Here is a 16,349-nt window from a genome sequence, read left to right as displayed (position 1 = left end):
GTAGCGTGGGTGTAGATGGCTTGTTACATAATCGCTTCAGGTGGAAGCGGCGGGGACGCACTACTGCTTTTTTCTTTGCTACCGGCCTGATTTTCGGGGCGATAAAAAAACCGTTTTAAAATCGGCCATTGCAATGATTCCGTTTGTTGTGCACCGCTTAACGCCAGTGGGTAATTACCCCACCAACTTCCCGCCGCCCAATAACTCCAACCGCGCCATTTTTCTGCGCGCATTAATTCTAAAAACCGCGTCAGTGTTTGCAGGCACTCCGGTGTTGCGGGCACGCCGAATTCACCTAAAAAAAGCTGCTGCTGGTGTTGCTCCGCCCAGGTGTGAATGCGTTCAAATTGGCTGTTGAATTCATCGGCACTGCGGCAACCGGCACTATTGCTGTGGGTGCCCGAGTAGTTGCTGTCGGTGTATTGATGTACTTCAATCACTGTGCGTTTGAGCGGGTCGTGTAATTGTTTGAAGTAGTGCGCGTTGCTCATCTCGCCGCCACTGAACCAATCGTGCAGGCCGCTCCAGCCGCCCCCAGCTACCCAAATTCCGTTGCTGACATTGGCCTTGCGCAGGGCGAGCACTGTCTGCTGGGCAATGCTTGCCCAGGTTGCCTTGGGAATAAAAGCCGGTTCATTCATCAACCCAAACGCAACACTGCCGGCATTGGGGAATTCCTTGGCCAAGGCGAGCCAAAAGTGGATAAATGCCTCTTGCAGCACAATATTTTCGGGGATTGTTGCGGTGAGTGGATCGCCAAAATATTTAGCGTAATTATGCAGATCCAGCAGCACACAGAGCCCGTGAGTTTCGGCGCGGTTGATGGTTAAACGCAGGTGCGCCAATTGCGCACTATCGAGTGCGCCATTGGCCTCGGGTTGGGTTCGTTCCCACAGAAACGGCAGCCGGATCATATTGGCACCTTGATCGGCTATGTATTCCAGCTCTGCTTCGCTGGGGTAGACATAATCGTGAAACACTTTCCCCGGGATCTGACTGCTGCCAAATTCCGCACCGGCCAGGTTCACCCCCGTCAGCCGCGCTGAATCCAAGCAGCCGGCAACACTGCCGGCTGCGGCCAAGCTAAGCGGCAGGCTCAATAGCGCGGCGAGCAGCGGGTGGTGTTTCATGATGCGCGCCGCAATGTGTCATAGAGCGCGACATAGCGGTCGGCAACCGCTGGCCAGGCGTAGCGCCGCGCAAAGGCTTGGCTGTCTTTGCGGCGCGCTTGATAAGCCCGCTCACCCTGTTCGTGCAGGTGCAATAGCTGGGTGATGGCGCTGTGCGGTGCGGCATCGAGCGTCATACTGATGCCTAAGCCAGAGCTATCGATGAGCCGCTGAAAAGGGGGAATATTGCTGAGGATGGGGGTGAGCCCCGCGCTCATCCCCTCAATCGGCGCTATGCCAAAACCCTCGTGGCGCGACAGGCAGATAAAATAACTCGCCTGTGCAATTAATTGTTTCAACTCCGCATCGCTCGGGTTGGGCGCCAAGGTGACGGACGATGACAGCTGCAACTTGTCCACTTGCTGTTGCAGATCGGCAGCGCTGTGATCGTATTCGCGCCCGGCAATCACCAAGCGCCACTGGGGTTGCAAGGTGCGCAATTGGGCAAAAAACGCCAGCGCCTGCAGCAGCCCTTTGTTGCTCGACCAGCGCCCAAAGTAGATCAGGCACGGCTGTAATTGGGGTGAACCGGCATCGGCGTATTTCTCTACATCCACCCCGTTTTCAATCACCTGTAATTTATCTTCCGGCATGATTTTGCTGAACAGGGCGCCGTCGTTGGAACTGGTGGCGACAACATGGTTATACGCGTTGGCCGATAGCCGCGTCACACTTTGGAAGTAAGCCTGTTTAGCGCGCGAGGCAAAGGCCGTGTGAAAAAAACCGCCGTGGGTAGAGAGCACCAATGGCCGCCGGTGGAGCCATTTGGTGGCGGCGAGAAAATCGTAAAAGAAATCCACCCCGTGAACATGGATCACATCGGCCTCTTTCACGTATTTGAGCACCCCGGGGCAAATGGGGTAGCGGCTGGAGCCAAAGTAACCGAGGCGGATGACCTCAATGCCATCGATTTGCTCTTTGGCGGTGAGGGTTTCGCTGGAGTTTCTGAACAGGCGGTTGAGGGTGATGATTTTGGTGTGCTGATGCGGATGGGTTAATTGGTGCCGCGCAATATTGCGCACTACCTCTTCCATTCCCCCAATCGAGGGCAGGTACTGGCGCACAATATGAATCACTTTAAGCGGTGCTAGTTTACTCGCCATAACGATTGCTCCTGTTCAGTGGCAGCCGGGTTCCAGCGCGGTTTATGGCAGCGGGGTTTTGCAAACTGCAGCCCACCAAAAACCAGAGTAGCCCCGCTGTTTTAAGCGCAAAAAAAGAGGTTCCGCTAATGCAGAGGATCAGTGCGATATAAATCGACACCATGGCGCGAAAGCGTTGACCGCGCTCCGTGGTAAAGGGCAGCAGCCAAAAACTGCACCAGAGCAGCAGAATCAGCGGCAGCCCAAATGAGGCGATGGAGTGGGCGTAGCCCTCGTCAAAGTAACTATCGCTATGGCCTATGCCAAACAGCTGGGGCAGATCGAACTCCAGCAGCGACCACCCCGAGTAAGACAGGCGCCCGCGCAGGTCATCGCTCACCATCATTTCGCCCATTTCACTGGGAATGAGCAGGCCGATACAAAGTAGGGCGGCGATGGCGGCAAACGGCGCCAATACACAAAGGTTGAGCAGGGCGCCGCGCACTAAAAGGCGCAGCAGGATTAATGCGCTGACGGTCATCAGGGCAAAGCGGGAGTCGCACAGCACCATCATGACAATGGCGGCCAGCACGAAAAACACCCCACTGCGCCACTCTTGTTGCGGGCGGCACAGCCCCCAAGCCGCGCAGAGGGTGGCGAAATTGCCCAGTGCAATGGGCTCCAAAAATACCGACGATACCCGGTGCGGGCCAAGCAGCTGTGGCAGCAAGGTGCGGCCAATGCCCTCGGGGCGCATGCCATTGCCCAGCAGGCGATCGTCGCGCATAAAAAAATCAGCGCTGGGGTTCAGTGCCCCCACGTTGACGTAATAATTGAAAATATCGAACCATTGGGTGTAGTAATCGAGGAACCATAATTCGAACAAACCCATCGCCAAAATGACCCAAATGGCGAGTTTGAGGGCGCGATCGGCCAGCGCTAACTGGCCGATGTTGCAGCCCAGCCAGAAAAAACACAGGGGGATGGCGAGGTCGCGGAAGGATTTAATCGTCACCTGTTGGTTGATCAGCCAGACCAGGCAGAGCATCGCCGCTGCCATCGCCCCCAGCCACAAAACACCGGGCAACAAGCGGCGCGCCAAAAGCGGCAGGCACATCAGCATGATCACCGCCTCCGCCATGCCCAGCAGGGGGCGCGACACCGGCATCAACACACTGTTGATAAAACAGAGCAGGGCTTGATAACTCACGCTGGCCACAATAATCAGGCTCACCCATTGCTGATCGCTCAACCACGGGCGGGCGATGGCCGGTTGCCAAGGAGCCGATGCGATGGGTCGATCCAGATAGCGGTTGCTTGATGAGCTGTTCATCCATTCCTCACAGTGCTAAACCATCAAAAACCTAGCTCGTCAGGCTCACCCCAAGCAGGCGTACACCCAATTCCTGCAGCCGAATACTGATATCGCTCAGCGTGCGCGTTTTGGTCTGATTAGCTTGCGCCAGCAGCAATGCAGCACCCGCTTGCGCGGCGACCAGTTGGGCATCGCGGTTGTTGGTCAGCGGCGAAGTGTTGAGGATCACTACGTCAAAGCCTTGGCTCAAACTGCTCAGTTGGGTTTGAAAGTGGGGCTTGCTGGCCAGTAGCTCCTGGGGGTTGGGCACCGGTGTACCGGCACCAATTACCTGCAATGCGCGAATACCTTCAATTGCGCTTGGTACCAGCGCTGAGCGCCCCGCGAGGCTATCGCTTAACCCGGGCGCCATAGGGTCCAGGTGAAACAGCGCCTGCAACTGGGGCTGGCGCAGATTGCAGTCCACCAGCAGGGTATTGATACCCATCTGGGCGAAACTGATGGCGAGGTTGGCGCTGGTCAGCGCAATGGTTTCCGCTTCATCGCAACCCACTAGTGCCAAGGTGGTCTGCTGTTGGTTGTTGAAGTAGCGCAGCAATAGTTCACTGCGCAGGCTGCGCAATGCCTCTGCTTGGGCGCCATCTGGCTGGAAGAGGGCGACCAAACGCTTGTCCAGCAGGCTGTGTTTGCCCGGAGGTGTGGTATAGGCAAATTGTTCGGCCAAAATCGCTTGCACATCCTCGGCGCTGACCAGGCCCAGCTTTAGCGCCGCATCGCCAAACCGCAGCCCATAGGTTTTTTGCGCCGCCAGAATCTCAGCGAGGTCCTTGGTGGCCAACTTCCCGCTGGCCACCAGCATCGGCCCCATTTTTTGCAGGCTGGCTGAGACGCTTGGCGCGGGTATGGCTTGGGCAAAATCATTCATGCTTGTGCCTCCGTGAGGGGAGAAAGGCGTCGGTTGCCGGGAATCACCGCTAGTACACGCAGCCCCAACCCCTGTTCCAGGTCGCTAACCGAGCGGATGCGCGGGTCGAGCCATTCGCTGCCAAGGGCGATAGCAACACCGGCCATCAAACCCATTATGAGCGCGAGAAAAAGTGTGAGTGGGGGTTTAGGGCTGGTTGGGCGATTGGGCACTTGCGCGCTGTTGAGCACCGCTATATCGGTAGCGGCGATTTGGCTTTCCAGCCGTGTTTGCGCCGTGCGTGCGAGGGCAGCTTCATAGGCCGTTTGGGCGTTATCGGCCTCGCGTTTAAGCAGGCTGAGCTCATTGCGATTGCGGCTCAGTTGCAGCACCAGTTCTTTTTGCATGGCCAGCTCGGCGGTGAGCTGCTCTTCTCTTAATTGGGATAACTCTACGGACGATTGCAAGCTGCCGCTAATAAGTTCCAGCATGCGGTTCATCTGCTTTTTGAGCGTATCGGCTTCGCTGCGCGCTTGCAGATATTGGGGGTGGTTTTCGCCCACTTGGGTGCTCAGTTCATCGAGCCGCGCCTGGGCTTGCGCCAAGTCAGTCGCGAGCTTCTGGATTTGGGGGTTATCTAGCGCGCGAGTTTCCAGCCGCCCCTGTTTGGTATTGGCAATCTGGTCGCTGCGGCTTTGGGAGTTGAGCCGCTCGTTTTGTACCGCAATCAGCATGGAGGATAGCTCCGCCAATTTGGCCGATTCCAAATCCAGCCGGTCGGATGAGGCGAGTATGTTGTGCTGTTCCTGATAGCTGGACAGGGCGTTTTGTTTGGCGATGAGCTCGGCGCGCAAGCCGGTCAGTTGCTCGTTGTACCAGAGGGTGGTCTGTTTGGCTGGCTCTACACGCAGCTCCAGATTGGTGACCACATAAGCCTGCGCAAAGGCGTCTGCCACTTGTGCGGCGAGCTGCGGGTCTTGCGCGGTAAAAGTAATGCTCAAGACGCTGCTATCGCGCTTGGGAATCACGTTCAACCCTTTGGCGAGAAAGGTGAGTATGCGGCTCTGGTCGGGTACTGTATCGCCAGTCAATTTGGCTGCGTTGATTACTGTGGGCGACTGGTGCAGTGCCAGTTGCTCAATCACCTTGGCGGCGACTGTGCGGCTGCGAATAATGTCGGCTTGGGTGGCAATGTAGCCGCTGGTCAAACGCGCCGGCTGCGATTGCCCACTGATGGGATCAAGCCCGCGGCCATCAACCAATAAATCGGTAGAGGCGGTATAGGATTTGGGGGTCAGCAAAATCACCAGTAGTCCGGCTGCCAAGGCGAGCAAAATACTGGCTGTAATCGCGTGTTTACGTGCGACTAAAATCCCGATAAATCTGTGCAAATTCATCTTACAGCTCCTCTTAGAAGATGCTTTCCTTAACCACCAGAACATCGCCATCCATAACTTGATCGTCGGGTTTGGCGCGCAGTTCCTGTACCGATCCATCCGCGCCTTGGCGGAAGAGTTTCACCCCGGAGTTACTTGCGCTAGCGGTGGGGCCGCCCCCGGCACTCAGCGCTTGGCGTACATTGAGCGGGCGATCCAGTGGGTACATGCCCGGCGAATGCACTTCACCATTGAGGTAAAAACGCCCGGCATTAGGCACATAGAGGGTGTCGCCGTTTTTGAGCCAGATAGTGGGTAGGGATTGGTTTTGCGGGCTGAGTAACTGCTGCAGGTCGTATTCGATGCGCTCTTGGCTGCCGTCTTGGGCAAGGCGCATTAAGAGGATGCGTTCACTGCCCGCCGCCGCAATTCCGCCCGCCCACGCCAGTGCTTGAGTCAGGCTGGTCGGCCCTTCCAGAACCAGCCTGCCGGGGCTGTTGACCTTGCCGAGAATGGCAACCGTCTGGCTGCGATACTGGCTGACCAGCACATTCACCTGCGCATTTTTCAGGACATTGTCCTGTTGGTAGCGCTGCGCAATCAGAGTGGCGGCCATGGCGGTGGTTTGCCCAGCAATCGCGATATTGCCCAGCAGTGGCACCAGCACCATGCCATCGCTATTAACCTGAGCTTCGGCGGCTAATTCCGGTTGGCCATACACCTTAATGTGCACCTCATCGCCTGCGCCTATGCGGTAGGCCGCAGCGGGTGGAGTAGCTGTTTGCGCCTGTGCCAGCGTGCCGACTATGGCTATGCCAAACGCGGCCGCCCACTTATAAAACGCCAAGTTCATGCGTTGTCCTTAAATTCCATGGCCGATCAGATTGCACATCTCAATCGGGGTGTGGGAAAGCATCACTGGGGCTACTGCAAAAGCGAGGCCTATTTGTTCAAAGCACCATAAAAAACGGAAAAACTGTGGTGCAGCGCAGAGTTTGACGCTCAACCTGTCAGCCCAATCCTCCTGGGGCTTGAGTGAACAGCCAAATTTTTTAGCCGATGTGTGTGTTCCTGCTTTGTTTTGGTGCGTATATGAATCTGATTGCTGTGTTGCATGAGTTTTTTGCGTGGAAGCTATTTGGGCGGCTGGTGTACAATGCCCGCCTAATTTTTCCTACTACCCATCCACACTCCCTCAGCCACCTCGCGCGGCTTGCAGGTCAACCCTAGGACTTATCTATGTTTGATAAAAACCAAACTATTGCTTCTTTTGATCCTGAAATCTGGGCATCAATCCAGAACGAAGGCAAGCGTCAGGAAGAGCATATCGAGCTGATCGCCTCGGAAAACTACACCAGCCCAATGGTGATTGCAGCGCAAGGCACCAAGTTGACCAACAAGTACGCTGAAGGTTATCCGGGCAAGCGCTACTACGGTGGTTGTGAGTATGTAGACGTGACTGAAGCGCTGGCAATTGAACGCGCTAAAGAGCTGTTCGGCGCGGATTACGCCAACGTACAGCCACACGCAGGTTCACAGGCTAACCAAGCGGTTTACGCTGCACTTTGTGCACCGGGCGATACCATTTTGGGCATGAGCTTGGCACACGGCGGCCACCTGACTCACGGCGCTAAAGTGAGTTCATCGGGCAAGTATTACAACGCCATCCAATACGGTCTGAACCCGGCGACTGGTTTGATCGACTACGACGAAGTTGAGCGTTTGGCGCTAGAGCACAAGCCAAAAGTGATCGTTGCTGGCTTCTCGGCTTATTCACAAGTAGTGGATTGGCAGCGTTTCCGCGACATCGCCGATAAAGTAGGCGCTTACCTGTTTGTCGATATGGCACACGTTGCTGGTCTGGTTGCTGCTGGCCTTTACCCTAACCCAGTGCAAATTGCCGACGTAACTACCACTACCACCCACAAAACCCTGCGCGGCCCACGCGGTGGTCTGATTCTGGCCAAAGCCAACGAAGAGATCGAAAAGAAGCTGAACTCAGCCGTATTCCCCGGCGGTCAAGGCGGTCCTTTGATGCACGTAATCGCCGCAAAAGCGATCAGCTTTAAAGAAGCCATGAGCCCTGAGTACAAGGCTTACCAACAACAAGTGGTAAAAAATGCCAAGGCGATGGCGAAAACCTTTATTGAGCGCGGTATCAATATCGTTTCTGGCGGTACTGAAAACCACCTGATGCTGGTTGACCTGATCGGCAAATCTTACTCAGGTAAAGATGCTGACGAAGCGCTGGGCAAAGCGCACATCACTGTAAACAAAAACGCTGTACCAAACGACCCACGCTCGCCGTTTGTGACTTCTGGTATCCGCGTAGGTACTCCAGCGGTTACTACTCGCGGTTTCAAAGAAGCTGAGTGTGTGCAATTGACCAACTGGATCTGCGATATCTTTGCAGCGCTGGAAGCGGGCAATGCCGATGACGTGATCGCCAGCGTAAAAGCGCAAGTGGCTGATCTGTGCAAGAAGTTCCCTGTTTACGCTGAATAAAGCACACGCAATACCATAGGTGGCAATGGCGGGGTTGATTCATCTGGCGCCGATCATGTTTCACTTATAACCAAAAGGCAGCCGCAGGGCTGCCTTTTTTATTGCGCCCTTATTGGCGCTTATTGCTACATCTAAAAACGTGTTTTCTCATAATCGCTTTTTTGATTTTAATTACTATTTAATTATAAATAGCTTCAAATTAGATTTTATTTTCACGAGGAGTAATAAAAACTCGATATTTTGATCGTTCTGGCTTATTTTTAATCAACCTAAGCAACACTCTGGTGTCATTCATGGCGCTTCCCTCATCTGGCAATTTCAAGCGAATCTATCTGGCGTTAAGTGCCATATTGATTATCGCCTTGGTCTATCAAATCACCCGCGAAGACGCCCTGTTACAGCCTAACCAGCAGTTAGAACAAATATTGAACGAGCAACCGCCGCTGAGCACCGATCCCGCCACTAGCCCGGTGCTGGCCAATGCCAACCGCGAGTTAGCGCGTGCGCAGCAGGCTCTGGCATCACCCGCCCGCCCGCCAGTTGCGGATGGCAATACTCCCGTTGCCGCAAAACCTGCAGTGACAGTGCCCGATGCTTGGCGCATGGCAGATTCAACCCCCAGCATACCGCTGCCGCAAAGTGTGTCGGTCTACGAGCCAGTGTCGGTGGATATGCAAAATCCCGCTTATCCCGAAGCGGGGCAGCAAACCAGTGTGATGCTGCCCGGCGGCGAGCGGCTACAGGTGAATGTGGAAGCGAGCAAAACCAATCCCAATGGCGATTACAGTTGGCGCGGTCATTTGGACGGTCATGGCGATGAATTCCCCGTAGTGATGACTTACGGCGGCAACTCGGTATTTGCCACAGTGACTACCCCCAACGGCAGCTACACACTGGAATCGGTCAATGGCAGTGGCTGGATTTATAAAAACCCGTCGGAGTTTGAGTTGTCGCAACCGGGCAGCAATGATTATTTAGAAATTCCACACGGGCATGAGCACCAGTGAGATATTTGAATCAAAGACAAAATAATTTTTTAGCGGAGGCAGGCGGTAATGTGTAAGAAAACATAACAGCAATGCGGCGTGGCTTTAATGGATGCGCATCAAAATTTGGAAAATGGTTTCCATCTTTTGTTAATCACGGAGGGTTTTCAGTAAAGTCTACAGAGAACATTTTATGAAACCCTATGCTCAAAAACTTATTCGTATTATTACCACTGCATTACTGGCAACAACCGCATTACCTGCGCTGGCCGCTTCCACTGCAATCGATGTGTTAGTGGTGTACACCAAAGGTGCTGCCAACTTATACGGCGGTGACCCTACCACGCGCATCAATCAATTATTTCAAGTCACCAATCAAATTTATGCCGATAGCGGCGTGGATTTAGAAATCCGTGTTGCGAGAACCCTGCAGGTGGATTACACCGATGACAACAACGCAGAAACTGCACTAAACAATATCACCTTCAATCAGCACGCTGCCTTTAGCGGTGTTGCAGCCGCACGCGATCAAGCTAAAGCTGACATGGTGCTGTTTTATCGCCCTTATATGACTTCTCATGGCAGCTGTGGCGTGGCCTGGGTGGGCGGCAGTAATGGCACTATGAGTGCGGGGCATAAGGCGTATATGTTTGCGCACGTGGCAATCAATTCCTGCGGCGATTTTGTAACAGCGCACGAGTTGGGTCACAACATGGGTTTAAAGCATTCGCGCAAACAGGATGGCACCGGCGGTGCTATGCATTACGCCTTGGGTCATGGTGTGGTGAATTCATTTACCACGGTGATGGCTTACCAGAATGAATTCAATGTGGATTACTGGAACGGCAAGGTATATAAATTTTCCAACCCCGATATTATTTGTAAAAATAATTTGCCCTGCGGTGTTGATCGCAACAACACCAGTACCGGTGCAGATGCCCGCTATGCGCTGAATATTACTGCGCCGCAAATTGCGAATTTTTATGCCGGCGCGCCCGCTTCTTCAACTGCTTCTGTGTCTTCATCCAAATCCAGCGTAGCGCTTTCTTCCAGCAAATCGTCAAGCTCCGCCAGCAGTGTTAATACCGGTGATGCGCTGGTATTAAAAAGTAAAGTGGAGTCTGCCCGCGCCGTGCATTCAGCTGCTGCCGCAGTGTTAGCTGCTAATAAAGTTGCCGTAACGGAAAAAACGGCTGCAGAACGCGCGGCAAAAACTGAATTAACGACCGTTACCAGAACCTTAACTACTGCAACGCGAGGTTACGAAACCGCAGTTGTGAAATACAACGCTTTGGTTGTCAAAGTGGAGCCATTGCAAACCCAGTTGAATACCGCAATTGCTGCTTATAATTCTGCCGCAACAGATGCGGCCAAGGCGTCCCGGTTAACGGCTTACAACAATCTGGTGACAAGGTATAACACTTTGCTGGAGCAGATTAGTGCGGCTGCATCGGCAGTAAATACGGCACAACAACAAATTGCGCCCGCTACCTCAGCAGTTGCGACTGCCACCAATATTTATGATGCGGCAGTTGCGGCCACTGCGGCAGAAAAAGCCAGAACCGCTGATTTAACAACGGCGGTCGCCGATGCTTTAGCCTTGTTTAAAGCGCTGGATGTTGAATACAAGGCGGCACTCAGGTTGTGCAAATGTACGGTGTAGCCTTGATGGGCTTGTCGCGCAAAGGTGAATGATTTTTTAGCTGTCTGATTGACTCAGTTGTTGCCCGGCCTAGTGCCGGGCTTTTTTTTGAGGGCTATAGTTTGTTCACATTAAGCCAGAGTTCTGGTCTGTGCACGGGTGTATCTGGATGCATTTCCGGATTCGGAATGCGCAGAATAAGGCGATTGGCAAGATTGGTGCGGTTTAGGGCGTCCTTAATCAGCGTGTTGTTGAAAAATAATAGATCGAAACTGCCATCCGCAATGGCCAATTCCAAACCTTGGTTGAGCTTGTGATGCAAGGCGCGATTGTCTTTACGAACATAGAGGTACATCGCATAGGGGTAGATCAACAACAGTTTTTCTTCGACTTTTAAATTCAATGTAGGGTGGCTGGCGATCTCTGCCCAGGGTTCATGAACTGCACGTGGAAAATAATCAAACCTGCCGCCGTCTAACATATAAAACAAGCTGGGGTACTTTACCGCTTTGACCACCGGCAAACCGGCTGCTTCCAGAACGCGGGTGGAACCCCAGAGTGAGCCCATGCCGGCGTGCAAGGATTTTAAATCGTCGAGGTTAGATACGGCATCGTATTTAGGTTGGTCTTCACGCCGAATGAGAAAGACTCTATGACCTAGCAAGCCTTTTAACAGGGGGATACGGACGGGCAGCATTCGCTCATCTAAATCTTTTGATGAGCCCGCCCATAGCAAATCCAAAGAGCCGTCTTCCACTCCCGAGGCCCAGCGGCCTTCCGGTATGACTTCGTCTAGCTGTTCAATCTGAACCTTAGGATCTACTTTTTCCAAGGCGAGTTTAAGTAGCGAAAAAATAAGTTCTTCTTTTTCCCCTTCAACCTTATTTATTTTTAATGTTTCCGCGGTAGCGAGGGGAGCGAACAGCACTATGGCAGTGATAAGGGATAGCAATCGACCCGACATAGATTGACCTCATGCTGGCACAGAGTTTTATAGGGAGCAGCCAAAAGCCCCGGTAACAAGGGGGGCTTTTGGCTGGAAAACAAATGTCCACTTAGGGTTTCGCTGATTTACCTACCGTTAAGCGAGTGAAAGTCACGCTGGTATAGTCACCAGCCGCTTTGTCTTTTTCCCAGTCGCCGGTACCAGGGCATGCTGCATACCAAGAGCCAGCTTGATCGGCTGAGCTACATTGGTTGTATGCACCGGCTTTAAAGTACATTGCATCGCCCAGGTAGCCATAGGGGTGGTCTTTCGGGTCTACCTTGCCATAGGCATCAACATTGTTGGCAAGATTGATTTCATATTTGACTGTTTCGTGATTGGGCGAGCTGAAGGTGAGGTACATAATGTCTTCGTGCACATTGATTACATAGCTAAATTCTTCACCTAAGGCTATGCCTTTATCACCCGGATCCTCGGGGTTTTCCCAAGTGTTGCCCCAGATGGGGTAGGCGATATCAATGCGGTTGGGGTTGTCTTTGGCAAGATTGCGCTCGTAGTTCCAAAACACCGAACCCTTGGTGTGATTTGGCCACTTTTTGTAATAAATTTTGATGGGTTCATTGCCCCAGCCAAAACCGGTTTTCTTCTTCAGTTCATCAGAGCCTTTGTCAGCATGAATTTGCCCGACAACCACTGAATAGGCTGGGGGTTTGTTGCCATATTTCGCTCTTGTCGCCACATGATCAACATACAGCGTGGCTTCTAGCTTGCCGCCGACCATAGCGAATTTACGCGATAGCGGGTGAGTCTTTATCGCAAAATTATTGCGTGGGTCGTGCGTACCAATTTTTGTTTTGGTGCCGCGCAACATTTGGCGCAATTCACTGCGGGTATTGGTTGAACCGGAAGTTGTGGTGGCAACATTGGGTGCGACAAAAACCATATGTCCCTTTTCATTCAAATAGAAAAAATCGTTGTGGCTGTATTTTTTTATTTCTTTCACATCGATTTCATCGACCTTACCATCATTATTGGCATCCATGGGCAAGGTGAGTTTCCATTGGCTTAGGTCAAATTTGGTGGCAGGTATATTTGAGTCGGCAGCAGTTGCTACTACAGGGAGCAGCGCAAGCGCCCCTAGAGTTGATGCCAAGGTGGAATTCAGCCATTTTATTTTCATAGATAACCTTTAGTTTTTTTGCTCAATCTGCCAAGCAAAAGATAATTTCAACATGCCCTAAGAGTGCTGCACGCAGTTAAATATGGTTGCTAGTTTTAGCCTGGTTTCTCTTGCAGAGAGCACAACCAAACCCAATACAGGCTCTTATGTACACTAGTCGGTTTACGCGTATTTTCCATTATTTAATGATGAAAACTACGGTAAAAGGGTGGATTAAAAGCTCCAGATTTTACGTGACATATCTGGAGCTTTTTTAAACGACTTGGATCAAAAAGCTATTATTTGGCAAGTTCCGCGATTCTTACGTCTGAAGTGCTGCTGTCGTAAGTCAGAGCAGTGGCGCCTATTGTCGCACCACTGAGATCAGCGCCTACAGCGTAAGATTCGAAGTTATCTTCATACACTATGGTTGTACCGGCTTTATCAGAGTAGAGCTTCACATCGTCTACATAAAAAGCTTTGCTTGAGGTAATGACAGCCGAGTTGTCTGCAAGTCTGAATGCAACCGCTGAAACCCCGCCAACCGCAGTGCTGGACGCTGGATATGAAAGAGCATTGGCGGTATCGCCATCGATAACAATAGTCACCGTCGCTTGTGCGGTGCCAGCATAATCCCAGGTGATCGCAATAGTTTGCCAGGCACCGGGTTTAAACGGCGTATTAACGGTAATGCCCGCTTGGTCGCGAATACTGAAAGCTGAGCTTCCAATGAGGAGGTCAAGAATTGCCCGGCCACTGCTAGTGGAGTTGGCGGAGTTAAACAACGTAATGTAAGCGTTTTTTTCAACTCCATTTGAATCTACGAGATCGGCATCTTTCAAGAAAGACAGGGTTAATTTGCCTTGGAGCTGGTCATCGCCCGGGATTACAAATCGCAATTCACCTGTGTCACCGGAGTTAGCGTCGTAAATCTTGGCTACTTTTGACAGGGCGGCGGCGGAGCTAGAGCTAACTGCCACCGAGCTAGGTGCTGCAGAGCTAACTGCTACGGAGCTGGGTGCTGCAGAGCTAACCGCTACGGAGCTGGGTGCTGCAGAGCTAACCGCTACGGAGCTGGGTGCTGCAGAACTGACTGCCACTGAGCTAGGTGCCGCAGAGCTTGGTGTGCCTGGATTAACCGGTGCAGGTTGATTTAAACCGCCACCGCACGCACAAAGTACGCTGCTTAGGCCGAGTACAATAAGGGCTTGAGTCTTTTTCATGTTGCTACCTTTAAGGATTATTGGAATAGGTATTGATGTTTTGATTGATAACATCGCTTATATTGGTATTACCAAATATCAATATAAATTGTCTTTGTTGGTAATAATTTAGGATCCTAAGGGCTTTTTACGCAAGGTACAACCGAAAATTATCTTCTTTCTAGATTATTTGGTAACTAGAAGATAGGTGAAATGTTAAAAGATATGCATCATTGGTAGCTCTCTTGGTCATTCCAAAGTGGTTTTTTTGTATTACAGGTTGTTGGGGTGAGGCGGGGGTGGAATGGCAAACGGCTCATGCGCCGGTAACTAAGGGGTGGCGTGCGCCAGCTTAAAAGGTGGGGGTAAGTCTGCCATTAATCTAGCGGGTGCGTGCGAGTCAGAATTGGCTGATTTTGTGCTAGTATGCGCCCACTTTATCCATCGCTGGGGCCGATGATCATGCATTGTCCGTTTTGTAGTGCGGAAGATACCAAAGTTATCGATTCGCGCCTGGTGGCAGAGGGCGATCAGGTTCGCCGCCGCCGCGAGTGTTTATCCTGCCATGAGCGTTTCACCACCTTTGAAGTGGCTGAATTGGTGATGCCGCGCATCATCAAGCAAAACGGCACCCGCGAGCCCTTCGATGAAAACAAACTGCGCGCCGGTTTATTGCGTGCGCTGGAAAAGCGCCCGGTAAGCATCGAGGCGATTGAATCGGCCATTAACCATATCAAACACTATTTACAGGCGACCGGCGAGCGCGAAGTGAAAGCCTTGTTGGTCGGCGAAAAAGTGATGGAGCAATTGCAAAAGCTCGATGAAGTCGCCTATGTGCGCTTCGCCTCTGTGTATCGCCGCTTTAAGGATTTGAACGAATTCCGTCAGGAAATCGATCGCCTCGAACAGCAACCCGAAAGCGACTAATTTTTTGATGACCCTATCCGCAATTGATTTTGAATTTATGGCGCACGCGTTCCGTTTGGCGGAGCGCGGCCTCTACACCACTATGCCCAATCCGCGGGTCGGTTGTGTGTTGGTAAAAGACGGGCAGGTAATTGCGGAAGGCTGGCATATTCGCGCCGGTGAAGCCCATGCTGAGGTCAATGCGTTACTCGCGGCGGGCGACAAGGCGCGCGGCGCAACTGCGTACGTCAGCCTCGAACCCTGCAGTCACACCGGTAAAACCGGCCCTTGTTCGCAAGCGCTAATCGATGCCGGTATCGCGCGGTTGGTCTATGCCATGGAAGATCCAAATCCTCTGGTCTCGGGCAATGGTATCGCCATGGTACGCGCCGCTGGCATTCAGGTGGATGGCCCGGTGTTGGAAGATGATGCGCGTGCACTCAACCCCGGCTTTGTTCGGCGCATGGAGCGCAAACTGCCTTATGTGCGCTGCAAAATGGCGATGAGTATCGATGGCCGCACGGCCATGGCATCCGGTGAAAGCAAGTGGATCACTGGCCCCAAAGCGCGCGCCGATGTGCAGCGTTTGCGCGCCCGTTCCTGCGCGATCATTTCCGGTGTCGATTCTATTTTGCAGGACAACGCCTCGCTCACTGTGCGCGTGGATGAACTGGGTTTGCCCAATGCCGACGAAGCCGCGGCGAAACAGCCCTTGCGAGTGATTCTGGATTCGCAACTGCGCACACCGCGTACCGCCTTGATGTTTAAACAGTCCACCCCGATATTGCTGGTGCATAATGGCAAGGTTGATGCGGCGCAATTACAGGGCTGGCCGGATTTTGTCGAGCTGATTGCCCTGCCGGGCAAAGATGGCCGCATTGATTTAACTGCGCTCTTGCGCGAACTCGCCAAGCGGCACTGCAATGAAGTGTTAGTTGAAGCGGGCGCAACACTTTCCGGCAGTTTTTTACGCCGTGGCCTGCTCGATGAAATCATCATGTACATGGCGCCAAAACTGCTCGGTAGCAATGCGCTGCCGCTGTTTAATTTGCCGCTCGATACTATGTCGGCCGCGCTCTCGCTAAAAATTAAAGATATTCGCGCCGTTGGACGGGATTGGCGCATCACTGCCGCGCCCGACACTGAATACTAAATAG

General features: G+C 52.7%; 14 protein-coding genes. 5 read left to right on the top strand and 9 right to left on the bottom strand.

Features of this window, described 5'->3' with window-relative positions; translation table 11 throughout:
• Positions 1–23: 23 nt before the first annotated feature.
• The 6 genes from AWU77_RS10980 to AWU77_RS10955 are packed head-to-tail and all read right to left on the bottom strand — an operon-like array spanning position 24 to position 6,699.
• A complete protein-coding gene (locus AWU77_RS10980) occupies positions 24–1,130 on the bottom strand; it encodes a glycoside hydrolase family 5 protein (RefSeq protein ID WP_062063275.1) in 1,107 nt (368 codons plus the stop codon).
• A complete protein-coding gene (locus AWU77_RS10975; RefSeq protein WP_062063273.1) occupies positions 1,127–2,272 on the bottom strand; it encodes a glycosyltransferase family 4 protein in 1,146 nt (381 codons plus the stop codon). The genes AWU77_RS10980 and AWU77_RS10975 overlap by 4 nt, the downstream gene beginning before the upstream one ends.
• The gene (locus AWU77_RS10970) at positions 2,262–3,584 is read right to left on the bottom strand and encodes a polysaccharide biosynthesis protein GumE (RefSeq protein ID WP_152625335.1); all 1,323 of its coding nucleotides are present in this window, start codon (positions 3,582–3,584) and stop codon (positions 2,262–2,264) included. The genes AWU77_RS10975 and AWU77_RS10970 overlap by 11 nt, the downstream gene beginning before the upstream one ends.
• A gap of 31 nt (positions 3,585–3,615) precedes the next feature.
• A complete protein-coding gene (locus AWU77_RS10965) occupies positions 3,616–4,491 on the bottom strand; it encodes a polysaccharide biosynthesis tyrosine autokinase (RefSeq protein ID WP_062063271.1) in 876 nt (291 codons plus the stop codon).
• Entirely contained in the window at positions 4,488–5,867 is a 1,380-nt protein-coding gene (locus tag AWU77_RS10960) for a GNVR domain-containing protein (protein WP_062063269.1), read from the bottom strand. Before AWU77_RS10960 ends, AWU77_RS10965 begins: the two co-directional genes overlap by 4 nt.
• Before the next feature lie 13 nt (positions 5,868–5,880).
• A complete protein-coding gene (locus tag AWU77_RS10955) occupies positions 5,881–6,699 on the bottom strand; it encodes a polysaccharide biosynthesis/export family protein (RefSeq protein WP_062063267.1) in 819 nt (272 codons plus the stop codon).
• Positions 6,700–7,085: 386 nt separating this feature from the next.
• Between AWU77_RS10955 and glyA the strand changes: the two genes are divergently transcribed.
• The 3 genes from glyA to AWU77_RS10940 all read left to right on the top strand — a co-directional run bounded on the left by glyA (position 7,086) and on the right by AWU77_RS10940 (position 11,000).
• A complete protein-coding gene (gene glyA, locus AWU77_RS10950; protein ID WP_062063265.1) occupies positions 7,086–8,351 on the top strand; it encodes a serine hydroxymethyltransferase in 1,266 nt (421 codons plus the stop codon).
• Positions 8,352–8,644: 293 nt separating this feature from the next.
• Positions 8,645–9,358, top strand: a complete 714-nt coding sequence (locus tag AWU77_RS10945; protein ID WP_062063263.1) for a hypothetical protein — start codon at positions 8,645–8,647, stop codon at positions 9,356–9,358.
• A 172-nt stretch (positions 9,359–9,530) separates the two neighbouring features.
• On the top strand, positions 9,531–11,000 hold the full coding sequence (locus AWU77_RS10940; RefSeq protein ID WP_062063261.1) for a zinc-dependent metalloprotease: 1,470 nt from the start codon (positions 9,531–9,533) through the stop codon (positions 10,998–11,000).
• Between the two features lie 94 nt (positions 11,001–11,094).
• Here the strand turns inward: AWU77_RS10940 and AWU77_RS10935 are convergent, their stop codons facing one another.
• From AWU77_RS10935 to AWU77_RS10925, 3 genes are all read right to left on the bottom strand, one after another.
• Complete coding sequence (locus AWU77_RS10935) at positions 11,095–11,943, bottom strand: ABC transporter substrate-binding protein (protein WP_062063259.1); 849 nt, start codon at positions 11,941–11,943, stop codon at positions 11,095–11,097.
• Positions 11,944–12,034: 91 nt separating this feature from the next.
• The gene (locus AWU77_RS10930; protein WP_062063257.1) at positions 12,035–13,105 is read right to left on the bottom strand and encodes a polysaccharide lyase family 7 protein; all 1,071 of its coding nucleotides are present in this window, start codon (positions 13,103–13,105) and stop codon (positions 12,035–12,037) included.
• 278 nt (positions 13,106–13,383) lie between these two features.
• Positions 13,384–14,307 (bottom strand): hypothetical protein, encoded by a 924-nt coding sequence (locus AWU77_RS10925; RefSeq protein ID WP_062063255.1) that lies wholly within the window; start codon positions 14,305–14,307, stop codon positions 13,384–13,386.
• Between the two features lie 441 nt (positions 14,308–14,748).
• Between AWU77_RS10925 and nrdR the strand changes: the two genes are divergently transcribed.
• Together nrdR and ribD are read left to right on the top strand one after the other, a co-directional pair.
• Positions 14,749–15,213: a transcriptional regulator NrdR gene (gene nrdR, locus AWU77_RS10920; RefSeq protein ID WP_062063575.1), complete on the top strand. Its 465-nt coding sequence runs from the start codon at positions 14,749–14,751 to the stop codon at positions 15,211–15,213.
• 7 nt (positions 15,214–15,220) lie between these two features.
• Positions 15,221–16,345, top strand: a complete 1,125-nt coding sequence (gene ribD / locus AWU77_RS10915) for a bifunctional diaminohydroxyphosphoribosylaminopyrimidine deaminase/5-amino-6-(5-phosphoribosylamino)uracil reductase RibD (RefSeq protein WP_062063253.1) — start codon at positions 15,221–15,223, stop codon at positions 16,343–16,345.
• The last annotated feature ends 4 nt before the right edge of the window (positions 16,346–16,349 follow it).

This window comes from Cellvibrio sp. OA-2007 (assembly GCF_000953825.1).
Lineage (GTDB): Bacteria > Pseudomonadota > Gammaproteobacteria > Pseudomonadales > Cellvibrionaceae > Cellvibrio.
Note: the sequence above shows the minus strand (reverse complement) of the source record. Positions and strands in the feature narration are given on the sequence as shown.